Origin of the sequence: Ruminococcus flavefaciens ATCC 19208 (genome assembly GCF_000518765.1) — a bacterium.
Taxonomy (GTDB): domain Bacteria; phylum Bacillota; class Clostridia; order Oscillospirales; family Ruminococcaceae; genus Ruminococcus; species Ruminococcus flavefaciens.
Window position 1 is genome coordinate 387,177 of record NZ_KI912489.1, and the last position, 23,783, is coordinate 410,959.

28 protein-coding genes are annotated in these 23,783 nt (G+C 45.7%); all 28 read right to left on the bottom strand.

Translation table 11 applies throughout. The features are described from left to right. Window positions 1–39 precede the first annotated feature (39 nt). The 28 genes from L870_RS0108520 to gmd all read right to left on the bottom strand — a co-directional run bounded on the left by L870_RS0108520 (window position 40) and on the right by gmd (window position 23,704). Complete coding sequence (locus L870_RS0108520; RefSeq protein ID WP_242836499.1) at window positions 40–627, bottom strand: hypothetical protein; 588 nt, start codon at window positions 625–627, stop codon at window positions 40–42. Window position 628: 1 nt separating this feature from the next. Then, window positions 629–1,132, bottom strand: a complete 504-nt coding sequence (gene rimM, locus L870_RS0108525; protein ID WP_028517787.1) for a ribosome maturation factor RimM — start codon at window positions 1,130–1,132, stop codon at window positions 629–631. A gap of 13 nt (window positions 1,133–1,145) precedes the next feature. Further along, a complete protein-coding gene (locus L870_RS0108530) occupies window positions 1,146–1,931 on the bottom strand; it encodes a hypothetical protein (protein ID WP_028517788.1) in 786 nt (261 codons plus the stop codon). 547 nt (window positions 1,932–2,478) lie between these two features. Further along, window positions 2,479–3,918: an adenylosuccinate lyase gene (gene purB / locus L870_RS0108535; RefSeq protein ID WP_028517789.1), complete on the bottom strand. Its 1,440-nt coding sequence runs from the start codon at window positions 3,916–3,918 to the stop codon at window positions 2,479–2,481. A gap of 160 nt (window positions 3,919–4,078) precedes the next feature. Beyond that, entirely contained in the window at window positions 4,079–4,720 is a 642-nt protein-coding gene (locus L870_RS0108540) for a hypothetical protein (RefSeq protein WP_028517790.1), read from the bottom strand. 17 nt (window positions 4,721–4,737) lie between these two features. Beyond that, window positions 4,738–4,965: a hypothetical protein gene (locus L870_RS0108545; protein ID WP_028517791.1), complete on the bottom strand. Its 228-nt coding sequence runs from the start codon at window positions 4,963–4,965 to the stop codon at window positions 4,738–4,740. Between the two features lie 19 nt (window positions 4,966–4,984). Beyond that, window positions 4,985–5,752, bottom strand: coding sequence for a PP2C family protein-serine/threonine phosphatase (locus L870_RS0108550; RefSeq protein ID WP_028517792.1), 768 nt, complete (start codon window positions 5,750–5,752; stop codon window positions 4,985–4,987). A gap of 21 nt (window positions 5,753–5,773) precedes the next feature. Next, window positions 5,774–6,958, bottom strand: coding sequence for an FHA domain-containing protein (locus L870_RS0108555; RefSeq protein ID WP_028517793.1), 1,185 nt, complete (start codon window positions 6,956–6,958; stop codon window positions 5,774–5,776). 209 nt (window positions 6,959–7,167) lie between these two features. Beyond that, window positions 7,168–8,139, bottom strand: coding sequence for a protein translocase subunit SecF (secF, locus tag L870_RS0108560; protein WP_028517794.1), 972 nt, complete (start codon window positions 8,137–8,139; stop codon window positions 7,168–7,170). Continuing rightward, a complete protein-coding gene (gene secD, locus L870_RS0108565; protein ID WP_423752170.1) occupies window positions 8,136–9,554 on the bottom strand; it encodes a protein translocase subunit SecD in 1,419 nt (472 codons plus the stop codon). Before secD ends, secF begins: the two co-directional genes overlap by 4 nt. A 518-nt stretch (window positions 9,555–10,072) precedes the next feature. Next, entirely contained in the window at window positions 10,073–10,483 is a 411-nt protein-coding gene (gene atpC, locus L870_RS0108570) for an ATP synthase F1 subunit epsilon (RefSeq protein ID WP_028517796.1), read from the bottom strand. Window positions 10,484–10,498: 15 nt separating this feature from the next. After that, a complete protein-coding gene (gene atpD / locus L870_RS0108575) occupies window positions 10,499–11,893 on the bottom strand; it encodes a F0F1 ATP synthase subunit beta (protein WP_028517797.1) in 1,395 nt (464 codons plus the stop codon). A gap of 271 nt (window positions 11,894–12,164) precedes the next feature. Further along, window positions 12,165–12,536 carry a hypothetical protein gene (locus tag L870_RS0108580; RefSeq protein WP_028517798.1) on the bottom strand — a complete coding sequence of 124 codons (372 nt, stop codon included), beginning with the start codon at window positions 12,534–12,536 and terminating at the stop codon, window positions 12,165–12,167. Between the two features lie 23 nt (window positions 12,537–12,559). Continuing rightward, complete coding sequence (atpG, locus tag L870_RS0108585) at window positions 12,560–13,468, bottom strand: ATP synthase F1 subunit gamma (RefSeq protein ID WP_028517799.1); 909 nt, start codon at window positions 13,466–13,468, stop codon at window positions 12,560–12,562. A 14-nt stretch (window positions 13,469–13,482) separates the two neighbouring features. Beyond that, the gene (atpA, locus tag L870_RS0108590) at window positions 13,483–15,513 is read right to left on the bottom strand and encodes a F0F1 ATP synthase subunit alpha (protein WP_028517800.1); all 2,031 of its coding nucleotides are present in this window, start codon (window positions 15,511–15,513) and stop codon (window positions 13,483–13,485) included. Next, window positions 15,510–15,998, bottom strand: coding sequence for a F0F1 ATP synthase subunit B (atpF, locus tag L870_RS0108595; protein WP_028517801.1), 489 nt, complete (start codon window positions 15,996–15,998; stop codon window positions 15,510–15,512). The genes atpA and atpF overlap by 4 nt, the downstream gene beginning before the upstream one ends. A 33-nt stretch (window positions 15,999–16,031) precedes the next feature. Next, on the bottom strand, window positions 16,032–16,259 hold the full coding sequence (gene atpE, locus L870_RS0108600; RefSeq protein ID WP_028517802.1) for an ATP synthase F0 subunit C: 228 nt from the start codon (window positions 16,257–16,259) through the stop codon (window positions 16,032–16,034). 27 nt (window positions 16,260–16,286) lie between these two features. Continuing rightward, window positions 16,287–16,514: an ATP synthase F0 subunit C gene (gene atpE, locus L870_RS0108605; protein WP_028517802.1), complete on the bottom strand. Its 228-nt coding sequence runs from the start codon at window positions 16,512–16,514 to the stop codon at window positions 16,287–16,289. 26 nt (window positions 16,515–16,540) lie between these two features. Continuing rightward, the gene (locus L870_RS0108610; protein ID WP_028517804.1) at window positions 16,541–17,209 is read right to left on the bottom strand and encodes a F0F1 ATP synthase subunit A; all 669 of its coding nucleotides are present in this window, start codon (window positions 17,207–17,209) and stop codon (window positions 16,541–16,543) included. Window positions 17,210–17,451: 242 nt separating this feature from the next. Continuing rightward, window positions 17,452–17,796 (bottom strand): hypothetical protein, encoded by a 345-nt coding sequence (locus tag L870_RS0108615; protein WP_423752171.1) that lies wholly within the window; start codon window positions 17,794–17,796, stop codon window positions 17,452–17,454. A gap of 33 nt (window positions 17,797–17,829) precedes the next feature. Then, a complete protein-coding gene (locus tag L870_RS0108620; RefSeq protein ID WP_028517806.1) occupies window positions 17,830–18,792 on the bottom strand; it encodes a GDP-mannose 4,6-dehydratase in 963 nt (320 codons plus the stop codon). Between the two features lie 22 nt (window positions 18,793–18,814). Beyond that, a complete protein-coding gene (locus tag L870_RS0108625; protein ID WP_028517807.1) occupies window positions 18,815–19,936 on the bottom strand; it encodes a glycosyltransferase in 1,122 nt (373 codons plus the stop codon). After that, window positions 19,933–21,081, bottom strand: a complete 1,149-nt coding sequence (locus L870_RS0108630) for a glycosyltransferase family 4 protein (protein WP_028517808.1) — start codon at window positions 21,079–21,081, stop codon at window positions 19,933–19,935. Before L870_RS0108630 ends, L870_RS0108625 begins: the two co-directional genes overlap by 4 nt. Before the next feature lie 23 nt (window positions 21,082–21,104). Further along, on the bottom strand, window positions 21,105–21,614 hold the full coding sequence (locus L870_RS0108635; protein ID WP_028517809.1) for a hypothetical protein: 510 nt from the start codon (window positions 21,612–21,614) through the stop codon (window positions 21,105–21,107). A gap of 30 nt (window positions 21,615–21,644) precedes the next feature. After that, the gene (locus L870_RS0108640; RefSeq protein ID WP_028517810.1) at window positions 21,645–21,911 is read right to left on the bottom strand and encodes a hypothetical protein; all 267 of its coding nucleotides are present in this window, start codon (window positions 21,909–21,911) and stop codon (window positions 21,645–21,647) included. Window positions 21,912–21,949: 38 nt separating this feature from the next. Further along, a complete protein-coding gene (locus tag L870_RS0108645) occupies window positions 21,950–22,297 on the bottom strand; it encodes a hypothetical protein (RefSeq protein ID WP_028517811.1) in 348 nt (115 codons plus the stop codon). Between the two features lie 70 nt (window positions 22,298–22,367). Beyond that, complete coding sequence (locus L870_RS0108650) at window positions 22,368–22,640, bottom strand: hypothetical protein (RefSeq protein WP_028517812.1); 273 nt, start codon at window positions 22,638–22,640, stop codon at window positions 22,368–22,370. 26 nt (window positions 22,641–22,666) lie between these two features. Then, window positions 22,667–23,704: a GDP-mannose 4,6-dehydratase gene (gene gmd, locus L870_RS0108655; protein WP_028517813.1), complete on the bottom strand. Its 1,038-nt coding sequence runs from the start codon at window positions 23,702–23,704 to the stop codon at window positions 22,667–22,669. Between the last annotated feature and the right edge of the window lie 79 nt (window positions 23,705–23,783).

Consider the following 23,783-nt stretch of genomic DNA (forward strand, 5'->3'; position numbering starts at 1 on the left):
GCCGTTTTTTCTTTTGTTCTATATTTTTTATCTCTTTTTTTATGCTTTTTCAAGCTCTTTATAATGCATCAGGTGTATTCCTATATGTCCGATGCCGAGTATTACTGCCGCTGCAATAAGAAAGACATTGCAGGCGTAAAATCCCAGAAGTAATACTGAAAATACAGGCAGGGAAGCGCCTGCCAGCGGAAATCCGCAGTAATCCGAGTACATATCCGCAAGGGTGCGGCTGCTTCGGAAATAATTCAGCCAGTACAGCTCATACATTATCATAAGTATGAGTGCAAGAATGATATAGCCAAGCCGCAGCGACAGGCTGAATTTGTCAAGGCGGCGGTCGATGAGCACTAATGTGCTTACAAGACCTTCTCCTGCACGTTCAAGCGTGAGCAGAGTTTTGTTTTCGTGTTTGGCGGACTTTTCATAGCCCACGGGCTGATTTTTGCTCCAGATAATATTCGGAATGAAGAGCATCAGCAGGAAAACTATGCCGACTACAGATATACCCCATTTAGGGAGCTGCTTGTAGCTTTGAAGTATGTTTTCGCAGCTTTTCAGCGACCATATCGCCAGTCCGATGAAAACGGCTGTCATCATTCCTATAGCAAGGATATTGCTCTTTTTCATATCAGTCGAAAAGACCGTCAAGCGGGCGTATTGTCATAACTCCGCCGTCTATATTCGTAGATACTACAACGTCTGCAATGGCAGGGACAAGGTATTCTCTGTCCTCGCCCTTTATTACGTAGACATCGTTTGCGCCTGTCTGCATAACGTCGATTATCTTGCCGTATACGGCATCGCTGTCAGCATCACGAACTTCAAGTCCGATGAGGTCTTGTATGAAGTAGGTATCGTCGTCAAGTTCGAGGTCATCGCGATGCATATAAAGCACCTTGTTGCGGAGCTTTTCGGCAGCTTCGGGAGTGTCTATGCCCTCTATCTTGGCAATAACTGTATTCTTGAACACGCGGGAGCGTTCTATTGTTACTTCCTCGTGGTTCTTTCCTATGAACAGTCTGTCGAACTCCGCAAGAAGCTCGGGACTGTCGGTATATGGCATTATCTTCACTTCGCCGCGTATGCCGTGGGTAGTGACTATCTTGCCTGCTTCGAGAAATTCTTTTTTCATATTATTTCCTTTATTATTCAAACTCTATGGAGCTTATTATCTGTCTTGCCAGAGTCTCGTCGGGACATTTAAGGTCAACGCTGTAGACTGCATTTGGGTTATTGTCAGGGAAAATGGTCACTGCCCATAAATTCCCGTCGTAGCCTGCGTATATTTCCTGCCCGATGTACGCGGTGAAGCCGCTGCCTTTTGTTTTCCACATATTTTCCATGTCGGCAGCCTCTTCCTTTGTCTGCGCAAGGTCAAGGAACACTTTTTTGTCCTTGCCGCGGAGTTTAAGGCAATCCTTGGCTGTGAAACTGTCTCTGTTATTAAACACCATAGTATATGCAAGTCCGTACTGCGGCAGATCAACGCCTATCTCCTTGTAGAAATGCCTGTAATCAGCTTCTTTGTACTTGAATGCTGCCCACGGGTCGTAAAGGTCGTCTTCACTGTATTCATCGCCGAGCATATCCTTGTATTCGTCCTGAAGATCTGCGTATACCTTATAGTCGGTATCCAATACGAATATTCTGTACTCTTCGCCTGATACGTAGGAGCTTGCTTCCTTACCTTCAATTGCACTTTTACCTTCCCAGTCTGAGGGAATACGGAATGATACGCCTTTAAGTGAGCGGCTCACGAAGTCGGAAGGAACTTCCGATTTTTCAAATTCGGGAACGAGCTCGTCTATATGTTTGTATTTGTGCTTGACTTTCAGATACGTTGGAAGTCCGGGGAAGAATATGAATATTACAAGTGCCGAAATCAGCAGAAAACCGAGAATAGTTCCGCCGATAATTAGTGGTTTTTTCATGGTATCTCCTGTGGTCAGTGTTTAGTAGGGAACGCCGCCCTCGGCGTTCCGATAATGCGTAATTTGTAATGCATAATGCGTAATTAATGTGTCCGCTAACGCGGACGATCAAAAAATGAATGGGTATATCTGCAAACTGAATGAACCCAATGTAGGGGCGGATATTATCCGCCCGTTTTATACGTTTACGGTTTTGCAGACACGCTACAAGCTAAGGACTAACGGGAGCCGAGGGCGATATACTGTCACCCGATGATATTTGCGTTTAGATTATGCTGCCTCGCGGGGAGAAATGTATCTTTCAAAATGAACTGACCACGGAGCAAGGGTGCAGGGTCACGCCAATCCCCCCGATGATATTTGCGTTTAGATTATGCTGTCTCGTGGGGAGAAATGTATCTTTCAAAATGAACTGTCCACGGAGCAAGGGTGTAGCGTCACGCCAATCCCCCGATGATATTTGCGTTTTATTTATGCTGCCTCGCGGTGAGAAATGCATCTTTCAAAATGAACTAACCGCGGAGCAAGGGTGTAGCGTCACGCTACCTCAATTCTTCATTTCAAAGCTTTCGCCGAGAATGTCCTTGTTAGCGTCGAGTATAGGCTTGATGCACTCTGCAAGGAACTCGTCCACCTGCTGTGAGCTTCTTCCTGTGTAGTTCTCAGGCTTGAGAACAGCGTCAAGCTCTTCCTTTGTTACCATGAACATAGGATCAGCTTCGATAAGCTCGCAGAGATTGTTGTCAAGTCCGCGAACCTTAACGTTTGCGCCTGCTTCCATAGAGTAGTCCATGATACGGTCGTGGAGCTCCTGACGGTTTCCGCCCTTCTTAACAGCGTCCATCATGATGTTCTCACTTGCCATGAACGGGAGCTCTGCCATAACGCGGCGGCGTATCATCTCAGGATATACAACGATACCGTTTGTAACGTTCATCATGATATTGAGGATAGCGTCAACGCCGAGGAATGCCTCTGCTACGCTGATACGCTTGTTTGCGGAGTCGTCGAGAGTTCTCTCGAACCACTGTGTGCCTGCTGTGAATGCAGGGTTGAGGCTGTCTATCATTACGTAACGAGCGAGAGAGGTAATTCTCTCGCAGCGCATAGGATTACGCTTGTAAGCCATTGCGGAAGAGCCGATCTGCTTCTTCTCTCTTGGCTCTTCCATTTCCTTGAAGGACTGGAGGATACGCATATCATTTGAGAACTTGCTTGCTGTCTGTGCGATATCGCTGAGAAGCTCAAGTACCTTTGAGTCCACCTTACGTGAGTAGGTCTGACCTGATACGGGAACAACTGCATCGAAGCCCATTTCCTCAGCTATCATCTGCTCAAGCTTCTTTATCTTGTCAGTGTCGCCCTCAAAAAGCTCCATGAATGAAGCCTGTGTACCTGTTGTGCCCTTTGAGCCGAGAAGCTTTAATGTGGACATACGGTATTCAAGGTCGTTGAAGTCCATGAGAAGCTCGTTGAGCCAGAGTGTAGCTCTCTTACCTACGGTTGTGAGCTGTGCAGGCTGAAGATGTGTGTATGCGAGGCAGGGGAGATTTTTGTACTCGTCTGCGAACTTCGCAAGGTTGTTCATAACGTTTATGAGCTTTCTGCGAACTATTTTAAGCGCATCGCGCATGATTATAACGTCGGTATTATCGCCAACATAGCAAGATGTAGCACCGAGATGTATGATACCTGCGGCATCGGGACAAGCCTGTCCGTATGTGAAAACGTGAGCCATAACGTCGTGGCGTGTGATCTTTTCGCGCTCCGCTGCCATTTCATAGTCTACATCGTTGATATGCTCTTCGAGCTGCTTTACCTGTGCTTCTGTTACAGGGAGGCCGAGCTTCATTTCAGCTCTTGCGAGAGCTACCCAGAGCTTTCTCCATGTAGTGAATTTTTTATCCGCAGAGAAAATATACTGCATTTCCTCACTTGCGTAACGTGTACAGAATGGGCTTTCATAGCTGTTGATATTACCGCTCATTTATAATGTTCTCCTTTTAAATTCAATTAGCGTACTGCGACAGTACATCAAATTAATTATAGCATTATACTGCTGTCATGTCAATAAAAAAGGCGGCTCAAAGCCGCCTTAGTTTTGCAGAAAAAACCTTACATTTTCTGTGAAAATTTGACATTACCCGTCATATTTCGTCCATAGTTCCGCTGCTGTCCGAAACGGGTATGCTTTCGGGAAGGACTATATCCGACATTTCATTTGACGCTGTTTTCTGAAAGTTATCGACCTTCTGCTGATAGGGATCTTTTATACCGAACTGATGTCTGTCCATTTCCTGATCGAAGAATCGCTCATTGAAATGGGGAAAGCCGTCACAGGTCTCGAGCTTATGGTACATCATGTTGATCTTCAGATTTATTAGAGCTGCTGTTCCGACTATGCAAAACAGTACAAGGTGTATCCAGAAGCATTTTGTCAGCACCTTGAAATCATGGAACAGCTTGTTCTCATACGGACTTATGACCCATAGGAGAAGCTGATTAGCTCCAAGTATTCCTATGACCAATATAGCCATTATATCCCTGTATCTGTAGCAAGCCTGCCATGCACAGTAGCCAACAATGGGTACGATTATCATGGCGTCTAAAGAAGCTGCGGTCACGTTTGTTATAAAGCCCATGAATATAGCTACGGGAAGATAAACGATAAGCGGTGCATAATAGAATATCACCAGAAGAGAGCGTATCTTGTTCACACGGTTGAGGAGAGTAAGATTACGTGCAAATTCAACTGATTTCGTATTGCGGTTGAGAGAAAGCTCAGACATTGTAGCATCTCCTTCTTTTATGAGATTATTCTTTCATTGGTGTGGACGATGACGGTGTTTTCAATGAGCTTGAATCCTGATGCTGCGGCAGCCTCATCAGGGAGCTTTTCGTTTATATCCGCAGGGGGAGTAGTCCTTTCCCTGACTTTTTTCTCCTTTTTGGCTATTATGGTCCACATGATGATGTTTATTATCACGAATACCGCAGCAGCTGCCGCGATAACAAGTATTTCGCCTGTTGTCATATATATTGCTCCTTTGCTGTCAAAGCTCGGCGCGGAAGAGGGCGACGGTTATATTATCGCTTTCCTCTCTCTTTTTTACAGTTTCAATAAGCTCACGCATTTTAGACTGCATATTCTTTTTGGTGGAAGTTTTCTTTGCTGAAAGCTCCTCGAACAGTTCTTTTTCCGTAAGTACATGGCGGAAGCCGTCGGAGCAGACCATATAGGTCACATCGTTTTCAAGATTTCCAAGCCTTATTTCGGGAGCGACCTCTCCCGTAACACCTATACACTGTACAAGCGCGTTTCTGCGAGGGTCAACGAGAGCCTCTTCGGGAGTCATTTTGCCCATTTTTACTGCGCGGTTGACGTAGGTATGGTCATCGGTTATCTGGCTGAGCTTGTCGGATATCTTGTATATGCGGCTGTCACCCACATGAAATGTCATATATTCGGAGTTTACGGCAATTATACCCGTAGCTGTAGTGCCGAGCTGTATACTGTTCTGCGCACCGTAGTGAACGAGCATAGCGTTCAGTCTGCGGAGTCTGCTTATTACATTATGAGCGGCTGTCTGCCAGTCCCAGTCGGGAAGCTCAAAGGGAAACTCGGTATCGAACCAATCCGCAAAGCTTCTTACAACTTCGGCACTTGCAAGCTCTCCACGTGAGAGTCCGCCCATTCCGTCGCATACCATTACAAGTGCAGCCATACCCGTACTTGTTTTTGCGGTCTTGATGCATACACTATCCTGATTTATTTTTTTAGAGATACCGATATCGGTATCACAGGCTGCGATATATTTCATAATTCCCCCTTACGGCGGACGTTAACCGTCTGTAAAATCGAATTCTTCGTTGGAAAACTTCAGAACATCTCCGTTTTTGATTTTTATTTCCATATTGGCAGGTACGGGAGTTCCGTTGATGTAGGTCCTGTTGGTTGAGTTGTTATCTTCAATGTAGCATGAGCCGCTGCGGGTATATATAGTCGCATGGACTCTGCTGACAGTCCTGTTTTCGGTGATGCAGAAATCCACCTTGTCACGTTCCTTGCCTATCCTGAAAACAGGCTTGTCGATATTTACCGTAACGCCTGTAGCCCGTCTTGTAAGCTTTGGGTAATTTTGCGGAGCAGACCTGATATGCTCCGATTTTACAAGCTCGGGCAGGACGTTCCGCTTATCACTGTCAAGCGATGGTATTATCTTTGGCTCGGGAACTTCGGGAGCAGCTGTGTGCTTGAACTCCTGTGAACCCTTGTTTATATCGTTGATTATGGTCTGAGCCATATTGATGTTCTGTGAAGGTTCTGGAATATGAGAGGCAGGTCTGCTGAACTGTGTATGCTCAGGCTTTGCAGGATTGGAAGCAGGTCTGCTGAACTGTGTATGCTCAGGCTTTGCAGGATTGGAAGCAGGTCTGCTGAACTGCGTATGTGCAGGCTTGGCAGTCTGAGCAGGGAACAGAGAAGGGACTTCTCTGCGGATATACTCCCTTGCCTCTGAGATAGTGAAGCCGCTTTCACGGCAGACGAAATTCATAAAGCCGTCAACGGCTTTATAGTCGCTCTGAGACTTGTATTTTGCAAAGGTGGATATTTTGCGCAGACAGTTTACCACGCCGTCATTGCAGCTCTCGTTATACCACAATGGCAGATAGAACAGCGATATTTCAAGGTTATCGGTATTAACTGTTATGAAATCGGGGTCAAGGACTATATTCTGCATATTAAAGCCGCAGGTCTCAGCAACTTTTATTATGTCCAGCAGGTTCTTTACGATACAGAAATATTCCTGCTTGTCGATGCCGTTTCTTATCTTGTTTATGAGCGGTATACCTGCTGCTCCAGTGAATTCGAGTCTGTCTGTACCCTCAGCGAAAGGAACGAGCCAGCCTTTTATGCGGTTGTCGATGAAGTATCTGTATTCGGGCTCGTTGAGCATTTCGTTTCCCGTAAATCTGCATTTTATACATACTTCACCGTTTATTTCAGTAAATTTGAGTTTTGCCACATTACCGCTCCTTTCATGTTTTTCTGTCTTTTATTATATAATATTATGCATATAAAGTCAAGATTTACTGTAGGGGCTGATGCCGACATCAGCCCGTCAGGATCAAAAAATGATCGGGGCGATGTAGGCATCGCCCTCTACATAGATAATGTATGCGCCAATATTCACAAATAAAAAGGACCGTCCCTCGGGACGGTCCTTAAAATCAATTACTTTTTGCTGTTAGCTTTCTTATCTGCCTTGTTCTTCCACCACGACCATGTTACAGGAGCAACAAAGAGTGATGAGAAAGTACCGGAGATGAGACCCATCATAAGCGGTACTGAGAAGGTAAGGAGCGAATCATAGCCTGTTACAAGAACAACTATTGTGATAACAAGCATTGTACCGATAGTTGTTACAGAAGTTCTGATAGAACGTGTAAGAGACTGTGTACAGCTTACGTTGATAAGCTCGTTAAGTGAAGCCTTAGGCATAAGCTGACGGTTTTCTCTGATTCGGTCGTAGATAACGATAGTGTTGTTTATCGAATATCCGAGGATAGTGAGTATAACGGCAACGATGTTTGAATCAATGCTGAAGCCGCATACTATCGTAGTTGTGAAAGCTACGAGTATATCGAGGCAGAGAGCAAATATAGAGCATACACCTGCTGACCAGCCGCCGATATTTTTGAAACGGATAGCGATATAGATGATAACAACGAATGCTGCAAAGAGTACAGCTATGAAGCACTTGAGCAGGAATTCGCGTCCCGAAGAAGGGCTTACGTCGTTTGAATCGTAGATCTCAAGAGAATTTTCAGTAAATTTCTCTCTGAGAGCGTTTGTCATTTCTGTCTGTCTGTCAGCTGTAAGACCCTGATCGGAAGTAAATGAGATAGTGAGCTGCTTTCCGCCTGAGTCGAGGCTCTCACCTGTTCTTACAACGACTGATGAACCAACGATGTCCTTTACTGTATCGCCGACATCGTTTGTATTTATATCACCCTGATATGTGTAGGTGATAAGAGTACCGCCCTTGAATTCGATCGCAAGGCGTATGCCTCTGATGAGCGCACCTGCGAGGAAAACTACGAGAACAGCGATAACAACGCCGAGGATAAGCTTTTTCTTGGAACAGAAATTATATACCTTTGAAGGTGCATTTACGATTTCTTTCTGAGTATTCTTCTTGCTCATTTCTCGTCACCTCCGTAAAGCTTTCTGTTTCTGAAGCACTTGAACTTGGAGAGTGAAGTTACCATAAGTCTTGATGCGAATACACCGAATATGAAGTTGCAGATAACACCTGCAAGGAGTGTGAATCCGAATGAGTAAACAACGCCCTCAGCCGTAGCGCCGAATGCGAAGAAGATAGTCTTGTTGAGGATCTTCGAGAAGAAGCTGTCAGGAACACCGAAAGCTCCCATAAGGATAACTGCTATGATAACGTTTGTGATGTTACCGTCGAGGATAGCGGAGAATGCTCTCTTGTAAGCTATCTTTATAGCAGCATCGAGAGATTTTCCTGTTCTGAGCTCTTCCTTGATACGCTCGCCTGTGATGATGTTAGCGTCAACGCCCATACCTACTGCAAGTATGATACCTGCGATACCGGGGATGGTGAGTGTTGAGCCGTTCATGAATCCGAACCAGCCTGTGATAGCTGCAATAGAACCTGCAACCTGTCCGCAGAGAGCGATAACAGCTACAAAGCCGGGAAGTCTGTAAAGGAATATCATATATACAGCGATTCCGATGAATGCGATAAGAGCTGCAAGAAGGATAGCGTCAAGTGAACCTTCACCCATTGTAGGTGAGATAGTTCTGAAGCTCTTTGTTTCCATTTTGAAAGGAAGAGCACCTGAGTTGATCTGGTTTGCAAGCTTTGTTGCGGAATCATTGTCAAAATTACCTGTGATACGAGCTTCACCGCCTGTAATAGCATCGTTTACAGTAGGAGCGGAGATCAGAGTGTTATCCATCCAGATTGAAATTGGTGTGGAAGAACCTGCAAGCTCTCCTGTAGCATCGGCAAATTTCTGAGTACCTGAATCGTTGAGCTTGAGAACTACGACATATTCGTAATCCTTTCCGTCCTCCGTAGGTACATAAGCACTTTTAGCTGAAGCGATGTCATCGCCTACGAGCACTATATCACCTGATGGGACTTCGGTGCCGTCCTCATCGGTAGTTGTGTCTGTGCCCTTACGGAATGTAAGTACAGCCATTTCGCCGAGTTCCTTAACGGCAGATTCGGGGTCGAAATTTGATTCGCCGACTTTCCACGGGAAGCGGACGATAATTCTGTCGCTTTTTTCATCGCTGTATACTTCATTATCGGTGATACCGAGTGAAGCAAGTCTTGTCTTGATGACCTCGTAAGCAGAATCAAGCTGACCCTTGTCAGCATCATAATCATCTGCCGGACCGAAAGTAACGTCAACACCGCCCTTGATATCAATACCAAGACGGATATCGTCAACGCCCTTTACATAGGTCGTTCTGTTATCGCCGAATAATTTGTCTATGCCAAGTACCGACGTAACAGCAAAGATTGCGATAAAAGCAACGACAATGAAGAAAGTTGATTTGCCTGTCTTTTTCACAGTCATGCCTCCTAAAAATAAGCCCCTTTACGGCGTTCTGCGTGCCCACAGAAACAGCATAGGACTTTTATTTCCTGTCTCATTGACAATTACAATTATTGTACTATATTTTTATCAAAAAGTCAAGCATATTGCCTTAAAAACTTTCCATTTCAAGAATATGCACAATTCCGTTAATTAAAATTCGGAGTTATTAACAAAAGCCGTTAGCCGTTAGCCTTTAGCCGTTAGCCAATGGAGAATTGAGAATGCTGCACTGTAGGGGCGCTTTCCGAGCGCCCGTTATAAGTGATGAGTGCATAGTGGTTAGTAGGGAACGCCGCCCTCGGCGTTCCGAGCCCTTAGCCGTTAGGTTGTAGGGACGCCCATCGGGCGTCCGCGTTGCAATTGTCGTTAAAATTGACGTACGCGCAATGCGCGTCCCTACATTGTATTCATGTTACTTGTTCCGTTGCTGACGGAACGCCGAGGGCGGCGTTCCCTACACTACTCAATAAAAAGCACTCCCGAAGGAGTGCTTTTCTTTACTTAAAGTGTTTCTGAGATATTTTAAGACGGTTTATAGCGCGGTTGAGCGCAGCCTGAGTCTCATAATACTCCTTGATGCTCTGCTTCTGCCTGAGAAGCTCTTCAGCGCGTTCCTTGGCTTCCTGAGCACGTTTTATGTCTATTTCCTCGGGGAGCTCACAGGTATCTGCAAGGATTATGGAAGAATCAGGCATTACCTGAATAAATCCCTCTGATATAGCAGCGTATTTCCATTCGCCGTCAACCAGATATTTAAGCTCTCCCGTCGGCAGACAGGTTACGAGGGGCTCATGCCCTGCCATAATACCGAGAAGTCCGTCTATAGCCGTTATAACGAGGTGCTCTACCTCGCCGCTGAAGAAAAGCCTGTCTGTAGAGATTATCTCAAGGTGAAAGGTTTTAGCCATATTCAGCCGCCTCCCTTATTCCTCGTCCATCTGACGGGCTTTCATTATAACATCGTCGATAGTTCCTGCCATGAGGAATGCAGCTTCGGGGTACTTGTCCATATCACCGTCAATAATAGCCTTGAATCCCTCGATAGTGTCCTTCAGAGGCACGTACTTGCCCTTGAGACCTGTGAAGTTTTCAGCTACGTTGAAAGGCTGTGAAAGGAACTTCTGTATCTTTCTTGCACGATATACGGCAAGCTTGTCGTCCTCGTCGAGTTCCTCCATACCGAGGATAGCGATGATATCCTGCAATTCCTTGTACTTCTGGAGAAGCTCCTGTGTGCGTCTTGCAACTGTATAATGCTCCTCGCCGACTATTTCGGGTTCGAGGATACGCGAGTTGGACTCCAGAGGGTCAACGGCAGGGTAGATACCCTGTTCAACTATCTTACGTGAAAGTACTGTAGTAGCGTCAAGGTGAGCGAATGTAACGGCTGGTGCAGGGTCTGTAAGGTCGTCCGCAGGGACATATACAGCCTGTACCGATGTGATAGAGCCGTTTTTCGTAGAAGTGATACGCTCCTGTAATTCGCCGACTTCCGTAGCAAGTGTCGGCTGATAACCAACGGCAGAAGGCATACGGCCGAGAAGAGCCGATACCTCAGATCCTGCCTGTACGTAACGGAAGATATTGTCGATAAAGAGAAGAACGTCCTTGTGCTCGCGGTCACGGAAGTATTCAGCCATAGTAAGACCTGTCTGCGCAACACGCATACGTGATCCTGGGGGCTCGTTCATCTGACCGAAAACGAGAGCAGTCTTTGAGATAACTCCTGATTCCTGCATTTCGTTCCATAGGTCGTTGCCCTCACGGGAACGCTCTCCTACGCCTGTAAATATAGAGTAGCCGCCGTGCTCGGTGGCGATGTTTCTGATAAGCTCCTGAATAAGAACTGTTTTACCAACACCTGCGCCGCCGAAAAGACCTATCTTACCGCCCTTAGCGTAAGGAGCGATAAGGTCGATGACCTTGATGCCTGTTTCCAGTACTTCAACAACAGGGCTCTGATCCTGAAATGTGGGAGCCTTGCGGTGTATCTCCCATTTTTCCTCAGTCTCCACATCGCCCTTTTTGTCGATGGGCTCGCCGAGAACGTTGAACATACGTCCGAGAGTATTTTCGCCTACGGGAACTTTTATGCATGAGCCTGTAGGAGTAACTTCCATATTTTTGCTGAGTCCTTCACTGGACGCCAACATGATACAGCGGACTACGTGATTGCCCATATGCTGAGCAACTTCCATAACTCGCTTTTTTCCGTCGACCTCGACTGTGAGAGCGTCCCTTATCATGGGGAGCTTTCCTGCGCCGAATTCAACATCTATAACAGGTCCGATGACCTGTGTTATTCTGCCTTTTTCCATTGCTTTCTCCTCTTTAGAGAATGTTGTAGGGAACGCCGCCCTCGGCGTTCCGCGTTTTGCGAATAAAAAAACGTAAATTATTGTAGGGACGACCAATGGTCGTCCGCGTCTTGCAAATAAACAAAAATAGACGTATTGCAGGGGACGGTGACTCCATGTAGTACAGGGAGATGCCAGCGAAGCTGACAAAGGGGCGCGGCTTCTGTTTGAAGTCCTCGGTGTCCCGCGATACATGATATAAGCCTGAGCGGAACGCCGAGGGCGGCGTTCCCTACTTATTTTCGTTATATTTGTGCAAATCAGATATTTTCGGGCTTTTTGTATTTTTATTCCATAATATCAGATCAATTATCAACGCAAGCACTGCACTTGGCACTGCAAGCATTTTTAAATAACCCCATTCACCTTTCAAAAATATAAGAGCCGCAATACCTGTCAGGCAATCCGCAGCCGCAAATACAAGGTACGGAGAAATTTTTTTATTTATCGTACAAATGATGCTGACTATTCCAAAGCAAATAAATAATATCATTGAAATAACAGACAAAATAAGACCAATAAGAGAAAAAATTCCTATATCTCTTGCAATCATAAAAAAGATCAATGAAGAGAATAAAAAAGCAACCGTCAATTTCTTTGACATAAAATCATTCTTTCGAAGACTCTTTACTCACTAATTGAAGCCGCTCCGCCGCATACCTCGGTAATCTCCTGAGTGATAGCAGCCTGTCTTGCGCGGTTATAAAGCAGTGAAAGGTCTTTTATCATGTCCTTTGCACTTGTAGTAGCAGCGTCCATAGCTGTCATACGAGACTGCTGCTCGCAGCAGAAGGCTTCGACCATAGCACCGTAGATGATTCCCTTTGCGTACTGCGGTATGAGGTAGTTCATAACTTCCTCGGGAGAAGGCATGAATGAAGCCTTTGGCAGCTTCTTCATAGTGCCGTCTGCTGCCTTGCCGAAATGCTTTCGTTCAAAGGGGAGCAGTCTCAGCGTTTTAGGCTCCTGAAGATTTGAGCTTATCATATCCGTATAGATAAGGTATACCTCGTCAAGCTCACGCTTTTCAAACTTGTCAAGCACCAGCTCTGCCACTTCGCTTGCTCTGTAAAGAGTAGGATTTTGTGTGGTATAGAGGAATTCACCGTCAACGGAAGCTTTTTTTCCGCTGTTTATACGTCTCTGGTAGTACATTCTGCCAACCTGTCCCATAACGAAAAGATAGCAGTTATCCAGATCCGCAGCCTCATTCAGCTTCTGGTCGGTGTATTTGAGTATGTTATGGTTATAGCTGCCGCATAGTCCCTTATCGGCTGTGATGACGATATAACCCTTTTTACGCTTATCCTCGGGGATATCCTGTCGTCTGTCAAAGTACAGCTGACGGGTGTGCGGAGTATGCTCCAGAACGCTTTCGATAGTTGACTGGAGCTTATAGAAGTAAGGCTCTGTACATTCAAGCGACTTTCTTGCTTTTTTCAGCTTTGATGACGACATGAGGTACATAGCATTGGTGATCTTCAATATCTGCTGTATACTTCCGATCCTTTCACGGATCTCTCTCATATTAGGCATATCCTGTCACCGCCTTATTCTTCAAAAGCTGTGAGTATTCTTTCGATACGGTCTGCAAGGTCGTCTGTGAGCACCTTGTTTTCATCTATTTCAGAAATTATATCCTGTCCGTAGCTTCTGATATAGTTCATAAGGTCTGTGCGGTATTCTCTCAGCTCCTTGAGGGGGATACCCTTGAAAAATCCGTGCTGAGCCGCATAGAGGAGTATTACCTGCTCATAGTGGGGGAGCGGATTGTAAAGAGGCTGCTTGAGAAGCTCTGTAAGCATATGACCGTGGTCAAGAAGCTCTGTTGTGGACTGGTCAAGCTCTGATGAGAACTGTGTGAATATCTCCATTTCCTTGAACTGAGCAAGGTCGATACGGAGATTTCCCGAAGCCTTCTTCATAGCCTTTGTCTGAGCTGCACCGCCGACACGGGATACGGAAAGTCCGTAGTTCACCGCAGGACGCAGACCCGAGTTGAAAAGCTCGCTTTCGAGGAATATCTGACCGTCTGTGATAGAGATAACGTTAGTAGGGATATATGCCGAGATATCGCCTGCAAGAGTCTCGATGATAGGCAGAGCTGTAAGCGAACCGCCGCCGTGCTCGTCATCGAGTCGGCTTGAACGCTCGAGAAGTCTCGAATGCAGGTAGAAAACGTCACCGGGGTATGCTTCACGTCCGGGCGGACGGTGGAGCAGAAGTGACATAGCTCTGTAGGCAACGGCGTGTTTTGAAAGATCATCGTAAACGATGAGTACGTCCTTGCCTTTTGACATGAAGTATTCAGCAATAGCAGTACCCGAATAAGGAGCTATATACTGGAAAGGTGCAGGGTCGCTGGCTGAAGCCGACATAACGACGGTATAATCCATAGCACCGTATTTTTTCAGTGTATTAACTATCTGTGCGACAGTTGAGGACTTCTGACCTATGGCAACATAGATACAGATAACGTCCTGACTCTTCTGATTTATGATAGTATCAACAGCGATAGAGGTCTTACCTGTCTGGCGGTCGCCGATGATAAGCTCACGCTGACCGCGTCCGATAGGGAACATTGAGTCGATAGCAAGTATACCTGTCTGGAGAGGTACACTTACAGGCTTACGCTCGATAACGCCCGGAGCTTCGCGCTCGATAGGGAAGTAATCGTCAGCCTTTATCTGTCCGAGACCATCAATAGGTGCACCGAGAGCGTCGACAACTCGTCCGAGAAGCTCGTCGCTTACGCCGATACCTGCTCTTTTGCCTGTTCTGATAACGGAAGAGCCTTCCGTGAGACCGTGGTCGTCACCGAGAAGAACTACACCTACCGTCTTTTCTTCAAGGTTCTGTACGATACCTCTGATGCCTGTTTCAAATTCAACAAGCTCACCGTACATTACGGAATTCATGCCGTAAACTCTTGCGATACCGTCACCAAGACGGGTGATGAAGCCTGTTTCGGTAGCTCCTGATTTTACATCGAAATCGCGCACCTCGGTTTTGAGAACTGAGATGATATCGCTCTTTGAGCCTGTCTTTACGCCTGTATTGCTCTCAACGTACTCTGTAGCCTTTGTCTGAAGGGTATCCTTCATAAGTCTCAGGCTTGTACGGTAGCTCTTATCGTATTCAAGGTCGCCTGCGTTGAGGATAAAGCCGCCGATGATATCGGGATCGTGCTTATACTCTATGTCAACGTCCTCTTTTACGAATTTGTCCATGATGAACTTGCGGAGGTCAGCCTGCTGTGCCTCTGTAAGAGGAGTAACATAGCGGACTACAGCCTTTATGCTGCCCTGCCTGTCGAGGAGCAGCTCGTCATATTCATCAAGTATCTCGCCGATGCGCTCAACAGCTCCGCCGTGAACTATATTGAGCATGAGCTTGTGCATAGACTCGGGGAAAAGCTTGTTTATGATACTGCGCTTTTCATCGTATGTAACAAGTGGATTTGCCAGTGTGTCTGCAACATCGGGACATGTCTCAAATACCTTTCTTGCAGCAGAGCAGTCAGTCTGAGAAACATCAAGACGGACAAGCTCTTTCAGAAACTCTCTGTCTGTGTCTTTCATTTATTGCCCTCCTCTTCGGAAAGGAACTTATCTACAAGACGGCGGTTCTTTTCGTCGTCTACATTTTCTCCGATTATCTTGGAAGCAGCTTCTATAGCAAGATCTGCGATCTCAGACTGTGCCTGACGGAGAACGCGCTTTCTCTCGTTTTCGATGGTCTTGTCAGCATCTGCAATGATCCTGTCTGCTTCGTCCTGTGATTTCTTTATAATGGCTGAACGTTCAGCCTCAGCGTCCTCATGCGCCTTCATGATTATCTGGTTAGCCTGTTCCTTGGCATCGCTGATAGAGTCCTCATACTGCTGACGGAGCTCCTCAGCTTCTGTCTTAGCCTTTTCAGCAGAGTCAAGGTTATCCTGTATAGTACGTGTACGCTCTGCTTTTATTTTGTTTAAAGGTTTGAAAAGGAATATCCTGAGCAGGACGAACAGCAATACTGTATTGAAAACAGCCCAGAAAATGCTCCAGAATGAAAAATCAAGCATTATTTGCCCTCCTTACGTGATTTTTGCAGTGTTTTACTTGTTGCCAAGTGAAAGGATAATAAGGAGTGCGATAACGAAACCGTAGATAGCGGTAGCTTCTGCGAGGGCACAGCCCAGCAGGAGAGCGGTTCTGATATCGCCCTTAGCCTCGGGCTGACGAGCGATAGATTCAGTAGCCTTTGCGGTTGCAAGTCCTATACCAATACCTGCGCCTGCGCCTGTAAGAACGGCAACAGCTGCACCTAATGCGATTATTCCCATTTTAATATACCTCCAATAAATAACTGCTTACTTGTTTCCGAGTGAAAGGATAATAAGGAGTGCGATAACGAAGCCGTAGATAGCGGTAGCTTCTGCGAGGGCACATCCCAGCAGGAGAGCAGTTCTGATATCTCCCTTAGCCTCAGGCTGACGAGCGATAGACTCTGTAGCCTTAGCAGTAGCAAGTCCTATACCGATACCTGCGCCTGCGCCTGTAAGAACGGCAACAGCAGCGCCTAATGCGATTATTCCCATATTTATTTACCTCCGTGAAGTTGTTATCATTTTTCTTCTTCCTCTAATGCCTCTGCCATATACAGCGAGGTGAGGAACGCAAATACGTATGCCTGAAGCAGTCCGTCAAAAAGATCGAAGTATCCGCTTGCAATAACAGGCACACCGCCGGGGACACAGTGCTTGATAAGCTCCATAACGACGAATGCACCGAGGACGTTACCGAAAAGTCGCATACACAGCGACAGCGGACGTGTCACAAGGTCAAGCAGATTTATAGGGTTAAGGAAGCTTTTCAGCCATTTTACAGGACCTTTTTCGATAATGAACGAAGTCTGTACAAGTATGATAGCCATACCTGCAAGTGCAGCCGTTACATTTATGTCCTTTGTGGGCGGTACAAAGCCGAATACACCGATGATATTTGAAAAACCTATGTAAATGATGAAGGTCTCAAGTATGGGAACGTATTTCTTTCCCTTTTCTCCGAGTATTCCCGTAAAGAAGTTATCGAGGAAGTCCATGAATGTTTCGAGTATACACTGCGAGCCTGTGGGGACTTTTTTCAGCTTTCTTGTTAATATTACAGACAGCAGTACCAGTACCGCTATTATTATCCAAGTTACCACACAGGAATCAGGAACGGGGATACCGCCGAATATAGGTATGGTGAACGCGGTGTGATTATCCAGCTGTTCCATTAGCTCTTCTGCCATGATAACACCTTCTTTCTGCGTATATTTACAATAAAATAATAAAACGGAGACTGCAATTACACAAATCTCCGTTGATTGAGTCTTGATGAGGTAAAGATATACGTCCTATGGACTTGTTAAGAATGAGGGGCATATCTTGTCCACACTATAATATATAATATAACAAAATCAGGACATTGTCAAGAGTTTGACGAAAAAAATCACATAATCATTGGGAATGATATTATATAAAAAAGCGAAGTTTACTTTCCGTCGCCCTCAGCCAGTTTAACGGCTCTGTCAAGCCTTTCTATGGCGCCTGAATTGAGCTTTTCCGTAAGCCTTACGCGGTCAAGCTCCTTCTTGAAGGCGGCAAGCTCATTTGCTATCTTTCTTAATATATCTTCATTCTGTATCTGCTTATCCTCAAGTGCGCATACTCTTTTTATCAGGTCGTTGACATTTGCGGCGAGGACTTCGTTTGCTGCGTTTTGTTTTTCGCCGAATTCAGTGAGCTTTTCACCTGCCTTGAAGGTGCCTATCTTTTCGTGTCCCGAAAAGGTATGCATTTTCTCTTTAGTAAGCTTAATATCAGACAATTTATTCACTCCTTTTGAGTTTAGAACTAAGAACTTAGAGTATCAGCTGCCCAGCGACAGTCCGTAGGAGCTGAGCTTTTTTCTCCAGTAATCAAGGGTATCCTTGATGGTCTGCTCCATAGTTATCTCCGCACGCCAGCCCGTATCCTCGAAAATATGCGAAACATCGGGTTCGATGAGCGGTATGTCGGAAGCTCTCATACGTGCCGGATCACGTTTCACCTCTATGGGTTGGTTTGCATAGGAAAGTGCGGTATCTAATATATACTGTATCTCAACAGCTTTTCCTCTGCCTACATTGTAAACGTTTCCGCTTACGCCCTTTTCACCGAGGAGCCTGTAGGCTCTTACAACATCGCGTACATCTGTGAAATCGCGCTTTGCCGAGAGATTTCCAACGCTTATGACAGGTTCTTTCATGCCCTTTTCTATCTCTGATATCTGTCGGCAGAAATCCGATATAACGAAGATATTGCTCTGAGCAGGACCTGAGTGATTGAAGGCGCGGACCATTATTATATTCATTTTGTATGCACGGGTATATATCTTGCCAAGCATATCCTGACAAGCTTTTGTAGCAGCATAGATATTGCCGGGATTGAGAGGTTCAGACTCCGAAAGGGGACAAGCTCCCTCGCGTATATAGCCGTATTCCTCGCCCGAGCCGATGAGGACAAGTCGTATGTCCTTCTTTTCTGCGTCGCGGACAGCTTCCAGTACATTTATAGAACCTACCACGTTTATTTCAGCGGTGAGCTGCGGACGCTTCCACGAAACGGAAACGGAGCTCTGTGCAGCAAGATGATATACGATATCGGGCTTTATATCGTCAAGAAGCGGAGATATATCCTCTTTTTTCAGAATATCCAGTGTATGGACGGGACATTCTTCCTTTATTTCTTCATTTGGCAGACAAGTTGCGTGTACTTCCCAGCCTGCGGCTTTAAGCTCTCTTATGAGATAACCTCCCACAAAGCCTGCCGCACCTATTATAAGTGCTTTCATAAGTCCGCCTCCTTATATGGTTTTATTTTAAAATGTCGTATAATCTGCCGAGTATGACTTTTTCGTTGAATTCGTTCTTTACGCGCTCTGCGGCAGCTCTGCCGTATTTTTCGCGGAGCTCCTTATCCTCGGCAAGTCTGTTTATAGCTGCTGCGAGAGCCTTTGGCGATGACGGGGGAACGGTAATTCCCGTCTGTCCGTTTATGCTCACATAAGGCACTCCCGACTTCAGAGCTGTATTTATAACGGGCTTGCCGTAGACCATAGCTTCGAGCTGTACTATTCCGAAAGCCTCACTGGGAGCAACTGACGGCAGCACGAATATATCACAGTCAGCATAAGCCTGTCTCAGTTCGTTATCGGGGAGAAATCCCAGAAAATGCACCTTTGACTCCATATCGTGTGAGCTTACGTAGTTTTTCAGCTGGTCGCCGAGCTCTCCCGTACCTGCTATGAAAAGCTCGCAGCCTTTTACCTTTGTGAAAGCTTTGAGCAGCACATCTACGCCCTTATAATAGACAAGTCTGCCTGTAAAGAATACCTTTACGCAGCTTTTGTCAGTGGCTTTTTCCGTGAGTATGCTGCGGCGCGGTACAGAGAGGTAGTCCTCGGGAGTTATACCGTAGGGCAGTACCCTGCATTTATGTCTGAATTCGTTAAGATAGAGCGAATGCTTTACATGACCTTCCGTAGCAGTCAGTATGATATCCGCTCTTTTAAGCAGATAGCGCATGAAAGGCTTGTAGAAAAGCATGAGCTTTTTCTGTTTTACTATGTCGCTGTGCCATGATACCACGACTTTTCCCTTATAGCCAGACAGCAGAAGTGCCGCATCGGCAAGCGGGAAAGGTACGTGTATATGCACAACATCGGCTTTTGCAGCCATTTTTCTGAAATGTCTTATAAATGAAAATGACAGTGGACATGAAAAGTAAGTACCGAGACTTCCTGTTCTCAGCAGCTCCACGCCGTTCATTTTCTCTCTGATAGCCTTGCCTTTGCCGTCGCGGCAGACAAGAGCCTTAACGCTTACGCCGTCCAGCTTTCCAAGCTCCTCGGAATACTGCCTGATAAGGGTCTCGATACCGCCGATATGTGGAAAATAAGCCTTGTTCACCTCAAGGATACGCAGTTTTTTACTCATTTTACAAGCTCCCTGTATACTTCCAGAAGCATTTCTGCCGAACGCTCCCATGTGAAGCCTTTTGCTCTTTCGAGACCTTTTATGCTAAGCTCTTTTCTGAGCTTTTCGTCGCTGTATAATCTGTAAAGTCCCTGTGCTATGCTTTTTACCGAATATGCATCACATATCACTGCGCAGTCTCCTGTGACCTCGGGGAGAGAAGCTTCTCCCGAAGCAAGCACGGGTACTCCGCAAGCCATAGCTTCAAGGGGGGGCATACCGAATCCTTCGTAAATAGACGGGAAAACGAATGCAAGTGCGCCGCACATCAGGGGATTCATGTCCTCTGAGGGTACATATTTTGTGAAGATGATATTTTTAGTCATACCAAGCTTTTCAACGCGGCTGTATATACCGTCGTTGAGCCAGCCCTTACCGCCTGCAAGTACAAGCTTGGGAGCTTTTTCGCCCACCTTTTTTGCAAATGCAGCATAGGCTGAAATGAGCCTTTCAAGGTTCTTTCGGGGTTCGATAGTACCAAGATACAGGAAGTAATCTCCTTCTATCTCCAGAGACTTCTTAACCTCGGGTATGCGCTCGGGAGTCTCGCAGGGGTGAAATCTTTCAAGATCTACACCGCAGGGGACTACCCTTATTTTATGTTCATGCTGAGGAAAATACTTGATTATCTCAGCCTTTGAAAATTCCGAGTCTGTAACGATAAGGTCAGCGCGTTTCATCGAGCGTTTAAGTCCCGATACCAGCATAAAGCGTGTACGTCCGCGGACTGTCTCGGGAAAAGCTTTATAGACCATATCGTGTACTGTTACCACCTTTTTGCCGTGTACGAAAGGCGGTATGATGTAATTGAAAAAGTGGGTGATATCGGACTTTCTGCCGAAAAAGAATGAATAAGGTATTGGCAGAAAGGTACTTGCTGCGCGGTAAAGATAGCCTGAAAAGCTTGATGTATTGAGCTTTATCTGCTTGCCTGCAAACTGCTTCACACGCTTTTCACGCTCTTTGTCGCCGCTTGTGAAGAAGCTGTATTCATATTTATTTTCGGGGTGGAGCTGTGCGAGAGTCTGGGTCTGTCCCACTTCACACCAGCCTATACCCGTTATTTTATCGCTGCATATAGGTACAGCGTCGAAGGTTATTTTCAAATCAACTTCTCCACCTTTGTTTTTTATATCATACCTGAAACATGAGAGTCCAGTTCTGCAAGAAAAGCGTCGGTCTGCCCACGATCGTAGCTGTTTGGCATCAAAAGGAAAAATTTTGCTTTCTTTAAGGGGATCTGTCTTACACGTTCAAGCTCATTCATTGCGATTATCATGTTCATGCCGTCTTTTATTCCGAGTATCAGATCATTGTAGGCAAAGACCTTTGCCTCAACGCTTTCCATGGTATATCCGCATCTTACCAGCTCTATTTTGGCAAAATCCGCAGCTTTATACATGAGAAGCTTCTTTTCCCACTCTCCGAGTATGAAATCGACCTTTTCAATTTCATAGCCCGGTCCGCATATAGGCAGCGGCTCTGCTTTTAATTCTTCTACTCTTTTCCTTACTTCGTCCTCAGTGAGTCCGCCGTATGTCAGCCCTGTGAAAAGCATACGGTATTCATCGGATCTTTCTCTGAATGAATAGATATCATAGCCGTTATCTACCTTGAATAGTATCCTGCGCTCGTCCATTTCTGTTTCTCCTTCGCATTAAAACACAGATCAGAGCATAATTTTATTGGCTATTTCCTTTTCAAGCTCGGCTATATAGCTGTCGGTCTGGGGGATAGAAAATCCTGACAAAGGCAGAAAAAGCCATTTTGCCTTTCTCATCGGCATATGCCTTATTTTCAGAAGCTCCGCATTTATTGCAGCGTCTGAAAGGTTAGCTTCATCTATAGCTAAGATCAGGCTGTTGTATGCGTCTGTTTTTGCAAGGACATCTTTTTTATCGTATCCGCCGAATACGGAATCCAAACAATTACCCATGACCGATCTCCTTTCCTTACTTTGAAAAGTTACCTGTTTTACGTAATCATTGCTATTATGATAATAAGCTGAAAGCCTGCCATTCCAAGGCAGAAAAGTGTCATTAAGACATCTCCGCCAAGAGAGTATTTCCTGATACAGCAATGATGGGGCTTTTCGGGATCATAGAACATATCGAAGAATTGCCCTGTTTTCCATGAAATCTTCGGGAAATGCAAAGTTTTAGTGTATTTCCTGCCGTCAACGGTGTAAATAAAGTCAGCTGTTTTGCTTATAAGAGATATGCTTGCAAGCTGTCCCTTGATGTATTTGCCTTTGCGTACAAGCTTTATGTCCCTTATGCTGCGTATGATGAAATCACAAAGAAGAACAGAGCTGTACAGCAAAGAAGCCACGCTATTGTGAAAAACGGGATACTTGAACTGTTAAACCTCAGAACTGCGCCGATACTTTTCATCATTTTCCTTCAAGAGCAGACATTATCTTTTCTTCAAGCTGAGAGAAATAATTGTCGGTATCCTCGACAGAAAAGCCGATCTTGCCAAAAAGACCGCCTTTTACGCAGGGAAGCTGAGTTTGTATCAGCTTGTCCAGCTCAGCTCTTATCCTTGATGCGTCGGCATCAGGAGCTTCCGCCATATTCATCAATATTCCGTAGTTTTCCAGCTTGGATACCACGGCATTTTTGTCATAGCCGCCTTTTACGCTCCTTAGAACCTCATTATTCATATTATACCTCTATGAACAGCCGATACTCAGCCGAGTATCTCTTTTACCTTTATCTCGTTCTGAACCAGTTCAAGGTCGTTCTTTACCATTCTCTCAACAAGCTGTGAGAAGTCTATCTCGCGCTTCCAGCCGAGAACCTTTTCAGCCTTTGAAGGATCGCCGAGAAGTATATCAACTTCAGCAGGGCGGAAGAACTTCTTGTTTACCTTTACGATAGTCTTGCCGTTTGCCTTGTTTATACCTATTTCGTCAACTCCGCTGCCCTGCCATTCAACGTCTATGCCAACGTGCTTGAATGCAGTCTCAACGAACTCGCGTACAGTTCTTGTCTCGTTTGTAGCGATAACGTAGTCATCGGGCTTGTCCTGCTGGAGCATGAGCCACATAGCACGAACGTAGTCCTTTGAGTGACCCCAGTCACGCTTTGAGTCCATATTTCCCAGTTCCATGTATTCCTGTACCCCAAGCTTGATACGTGCAGCAGCGTCTGTGATCTTACGTGTAACGAACTCGATACCGCGGCGTTCCGACTCGTGGTTGAAAAGTATGCCCGAGCAGGCGAAAAGGCCGTAGCTCTCGCGGTAGTTCTTTGTGATCCAGTGACCGTAGAGCTTAGCTACGCCGTATGGGCTTCTTGGATAGAAAGGAGTTGTCTCCTTCTGAGGAGTCTCCTGTACAAGACCGAACATTTCGGAGGTCGAAGCCTGATAGAAGCGAGCCTCGGGCTTTACTATGCGGATAGCCTCAAGCATATTTGTAACGCCGAGAGCGTCAATGTCAGCAGTTCCGAGAGGAGTATCCCAGCTTGTAGCAACGAAGGACTGAGCTGCAAGGTTGTATACCTCGTCAGCCTGTGAAATTCTCATAGCTGATATAAGTGAAACAGGGTCTGTCATATCTGCGTAGATAAGGTTGACCTTGTCCTTGAGATGAGCGATATTGCCGTAGTCGACGGTAGCCTTTCTTCTCCAGATACCGTAAACATTGTATCCCTTTTCGAGAAGGAGCTCTGCAAGGTAAGAGCCGTCCTGACCTGTAATACCTGTAATAAGTGCGTTCTTCATTTATATAACTCCTTATAATTAAATCATAATTAATAATTCATAATGCATAATTGCGGTGTCGGCTCACGCCGACAGATAT

Excerpts from the sequence above, each read along its gene's own strand:
- L870_RS0108520 (WP_242836499.1), bottom strand. The coding sequence starts at position 627 with ATGAAAAAGAGCAATATCCTTGCTATAGGAATGATGACAGCCGTTTTC.
- rimM (WP_028517787.1), bottom strand. The coding sequence starts at position 1,132 with ATGAAAAAAGAATTTCTCGAAGCAGGCAAGATAGTCACTACCCACGGC.
- L870_RS0108530 (WP_028517788.1), bottom strand. The coding sequence starts at position 1,931 with ATGAAAAAACCACTAATTATCGGCGGAACTATTCTCGGTTTTCTGCTG.
- purB (WP_028517789.1), bottom strand. The coding sequence starts at position 3,918 with ATGAGCGGTAATATCAACAGCTATGAAAGCCCATTCTGTACACGTTAC.
- L870_RS0108540 (WP_028517790.1), bottom strand. The coding sequence starts at position 4,720 with ATGTCTGAGCTTTCTCTCAACCGCAATACGAAATCAGTTGAATTTGCA.
- L870_RS0108545 (WP_028517791.1), bottom strand. The coding sequence starts at position 4,965 with ATGACAACAGGCGAAATACTTGTTATCGCGGCAGCTGCTGCGGTATTC.
- L870_RS0108550 (WP_028517792.1), bottom strand. The coding sequence starts at position 5,752 with ATGAAATATATCGCAGCCTGTGATACCGATATCGGTATCTCTAAAAAA.
- secF (WP_028517794.1), bottom strand. The coding sequence starts at position 8,139 with ATGAGCAAGAAGAATACTCAGAAAGAAATCGTAAATGCACCTTCAAAG.
- secD (WP_423752170.1), bottom strand. The coding sequence starts at position 9,554 with ATGACTGTGAAAAAGACAGGCAAATCAACTTTCTTCATTGTCGTTGCT.
- atpC (WP_028517796.1), bottom strand. The coding sequence starts at position 10,483 with ATGGCTAAAACCTTTCACCTTGAGATAATCTCTACAGACAGGCTTTTC.
- atpD (WP_028517797.1), bottom strand. The coding sequence starts at position 11,893 with ATGGAAAAAGGCAGAATAACACAGGTCATCGGACCTGTTATAGATGTT.
- L870_RS0108580 (WP_028517798.1), bottom strand. The coding sequence starts at position 12,536 with ATGTCAAAGAAATTGACGGTTGCTTTTTTATTCTCTTCATTGATCTTT.
- atpG (WP_028517799.1), bottom strand. The coding sequence starts at position 13,468 with ATGCCTAATATGAGAGAGATCCGTGAAAGGATCGGAAGTATACAGCAG.
- atpA (WP_028517800.1), bottom strand. The coding sequence starts at position 15,513 with ATGAAAGACACAGACAGAGAGTTTCTGAAAGAGCTTGTCCGTCTTGAT.
- atpF (WP_028517801.1), bottom strand. The coding sequence starts at position 15,998 with ATGCTTGATTTTTCATTCTGGAGCATTTTCTGGGCTGTTTTCAATACA.
- atpE (WP_028517802.1), bottom strand. The coding sequence starts at position 16,259 with ATGGGAATAATCGCATTAGGTGCAGCTGTTGCCGTTCTTACAGGCGCA.
- atpE (WP_028517802.1), bottom strand. The coding sequence starts at position 16,514 with ATGGGAATAATCGCATTAGGCGCTGCTGTTGCCGTTCTTACAGGCGCA.
- L870_RS0108610 (WP_028517804.1), bottom strand. The coding sequence starts at position 17,209 with ATGGCAGAAGAGCTAATGGAACAGCTGGATAATCACACCGCGTTCACC.
- L870_RS0108620 (WP_028517806.1), bottom strand. The coding sequence starts at position 18,792 with ATGAAAGCACTTATAATAGGTGCGGCAGGCTTTGTGGGAGGTTATCTC.
- L870_RS0108625 (WP_028517807.1), bottom strand. The coding sequence starts at position 19,936 with ATGAGTAAAAAACTGCGTATCCTTGAGGTGAACAAGGCTTATTTTCCA.
- L870_RS0108635 (WP_028517809.1), bottom strand. The coding sequence starts at position 21,614 with ATGGACGAGCGCAGGATACTATTCAAGGTAGATAACGGCTATGATATC.
- L870_RS0108640 (WP_028517810.1), bottom strand. The coding sequence starts at position 21,911 with ATGGGTAATTGTTTGGATTCCGTATTCGGCGGATACGATAAAAAAGAT.
- L870_RS0108650 (WP_028517812.1), bottom strand. The coding sequence starts at position 22,640 with ATGAATAATGAGGTTCTAAGGAGCGTAAAAGGCGGCTATGACAAAAAT.
- gmd (WP_028517813.1), bottom strand. The coding sequence starts at position 23,704 with ATGAAGAACGCACTTATTACAGGTATTACAGGTCAGGACGGCTCTTAC.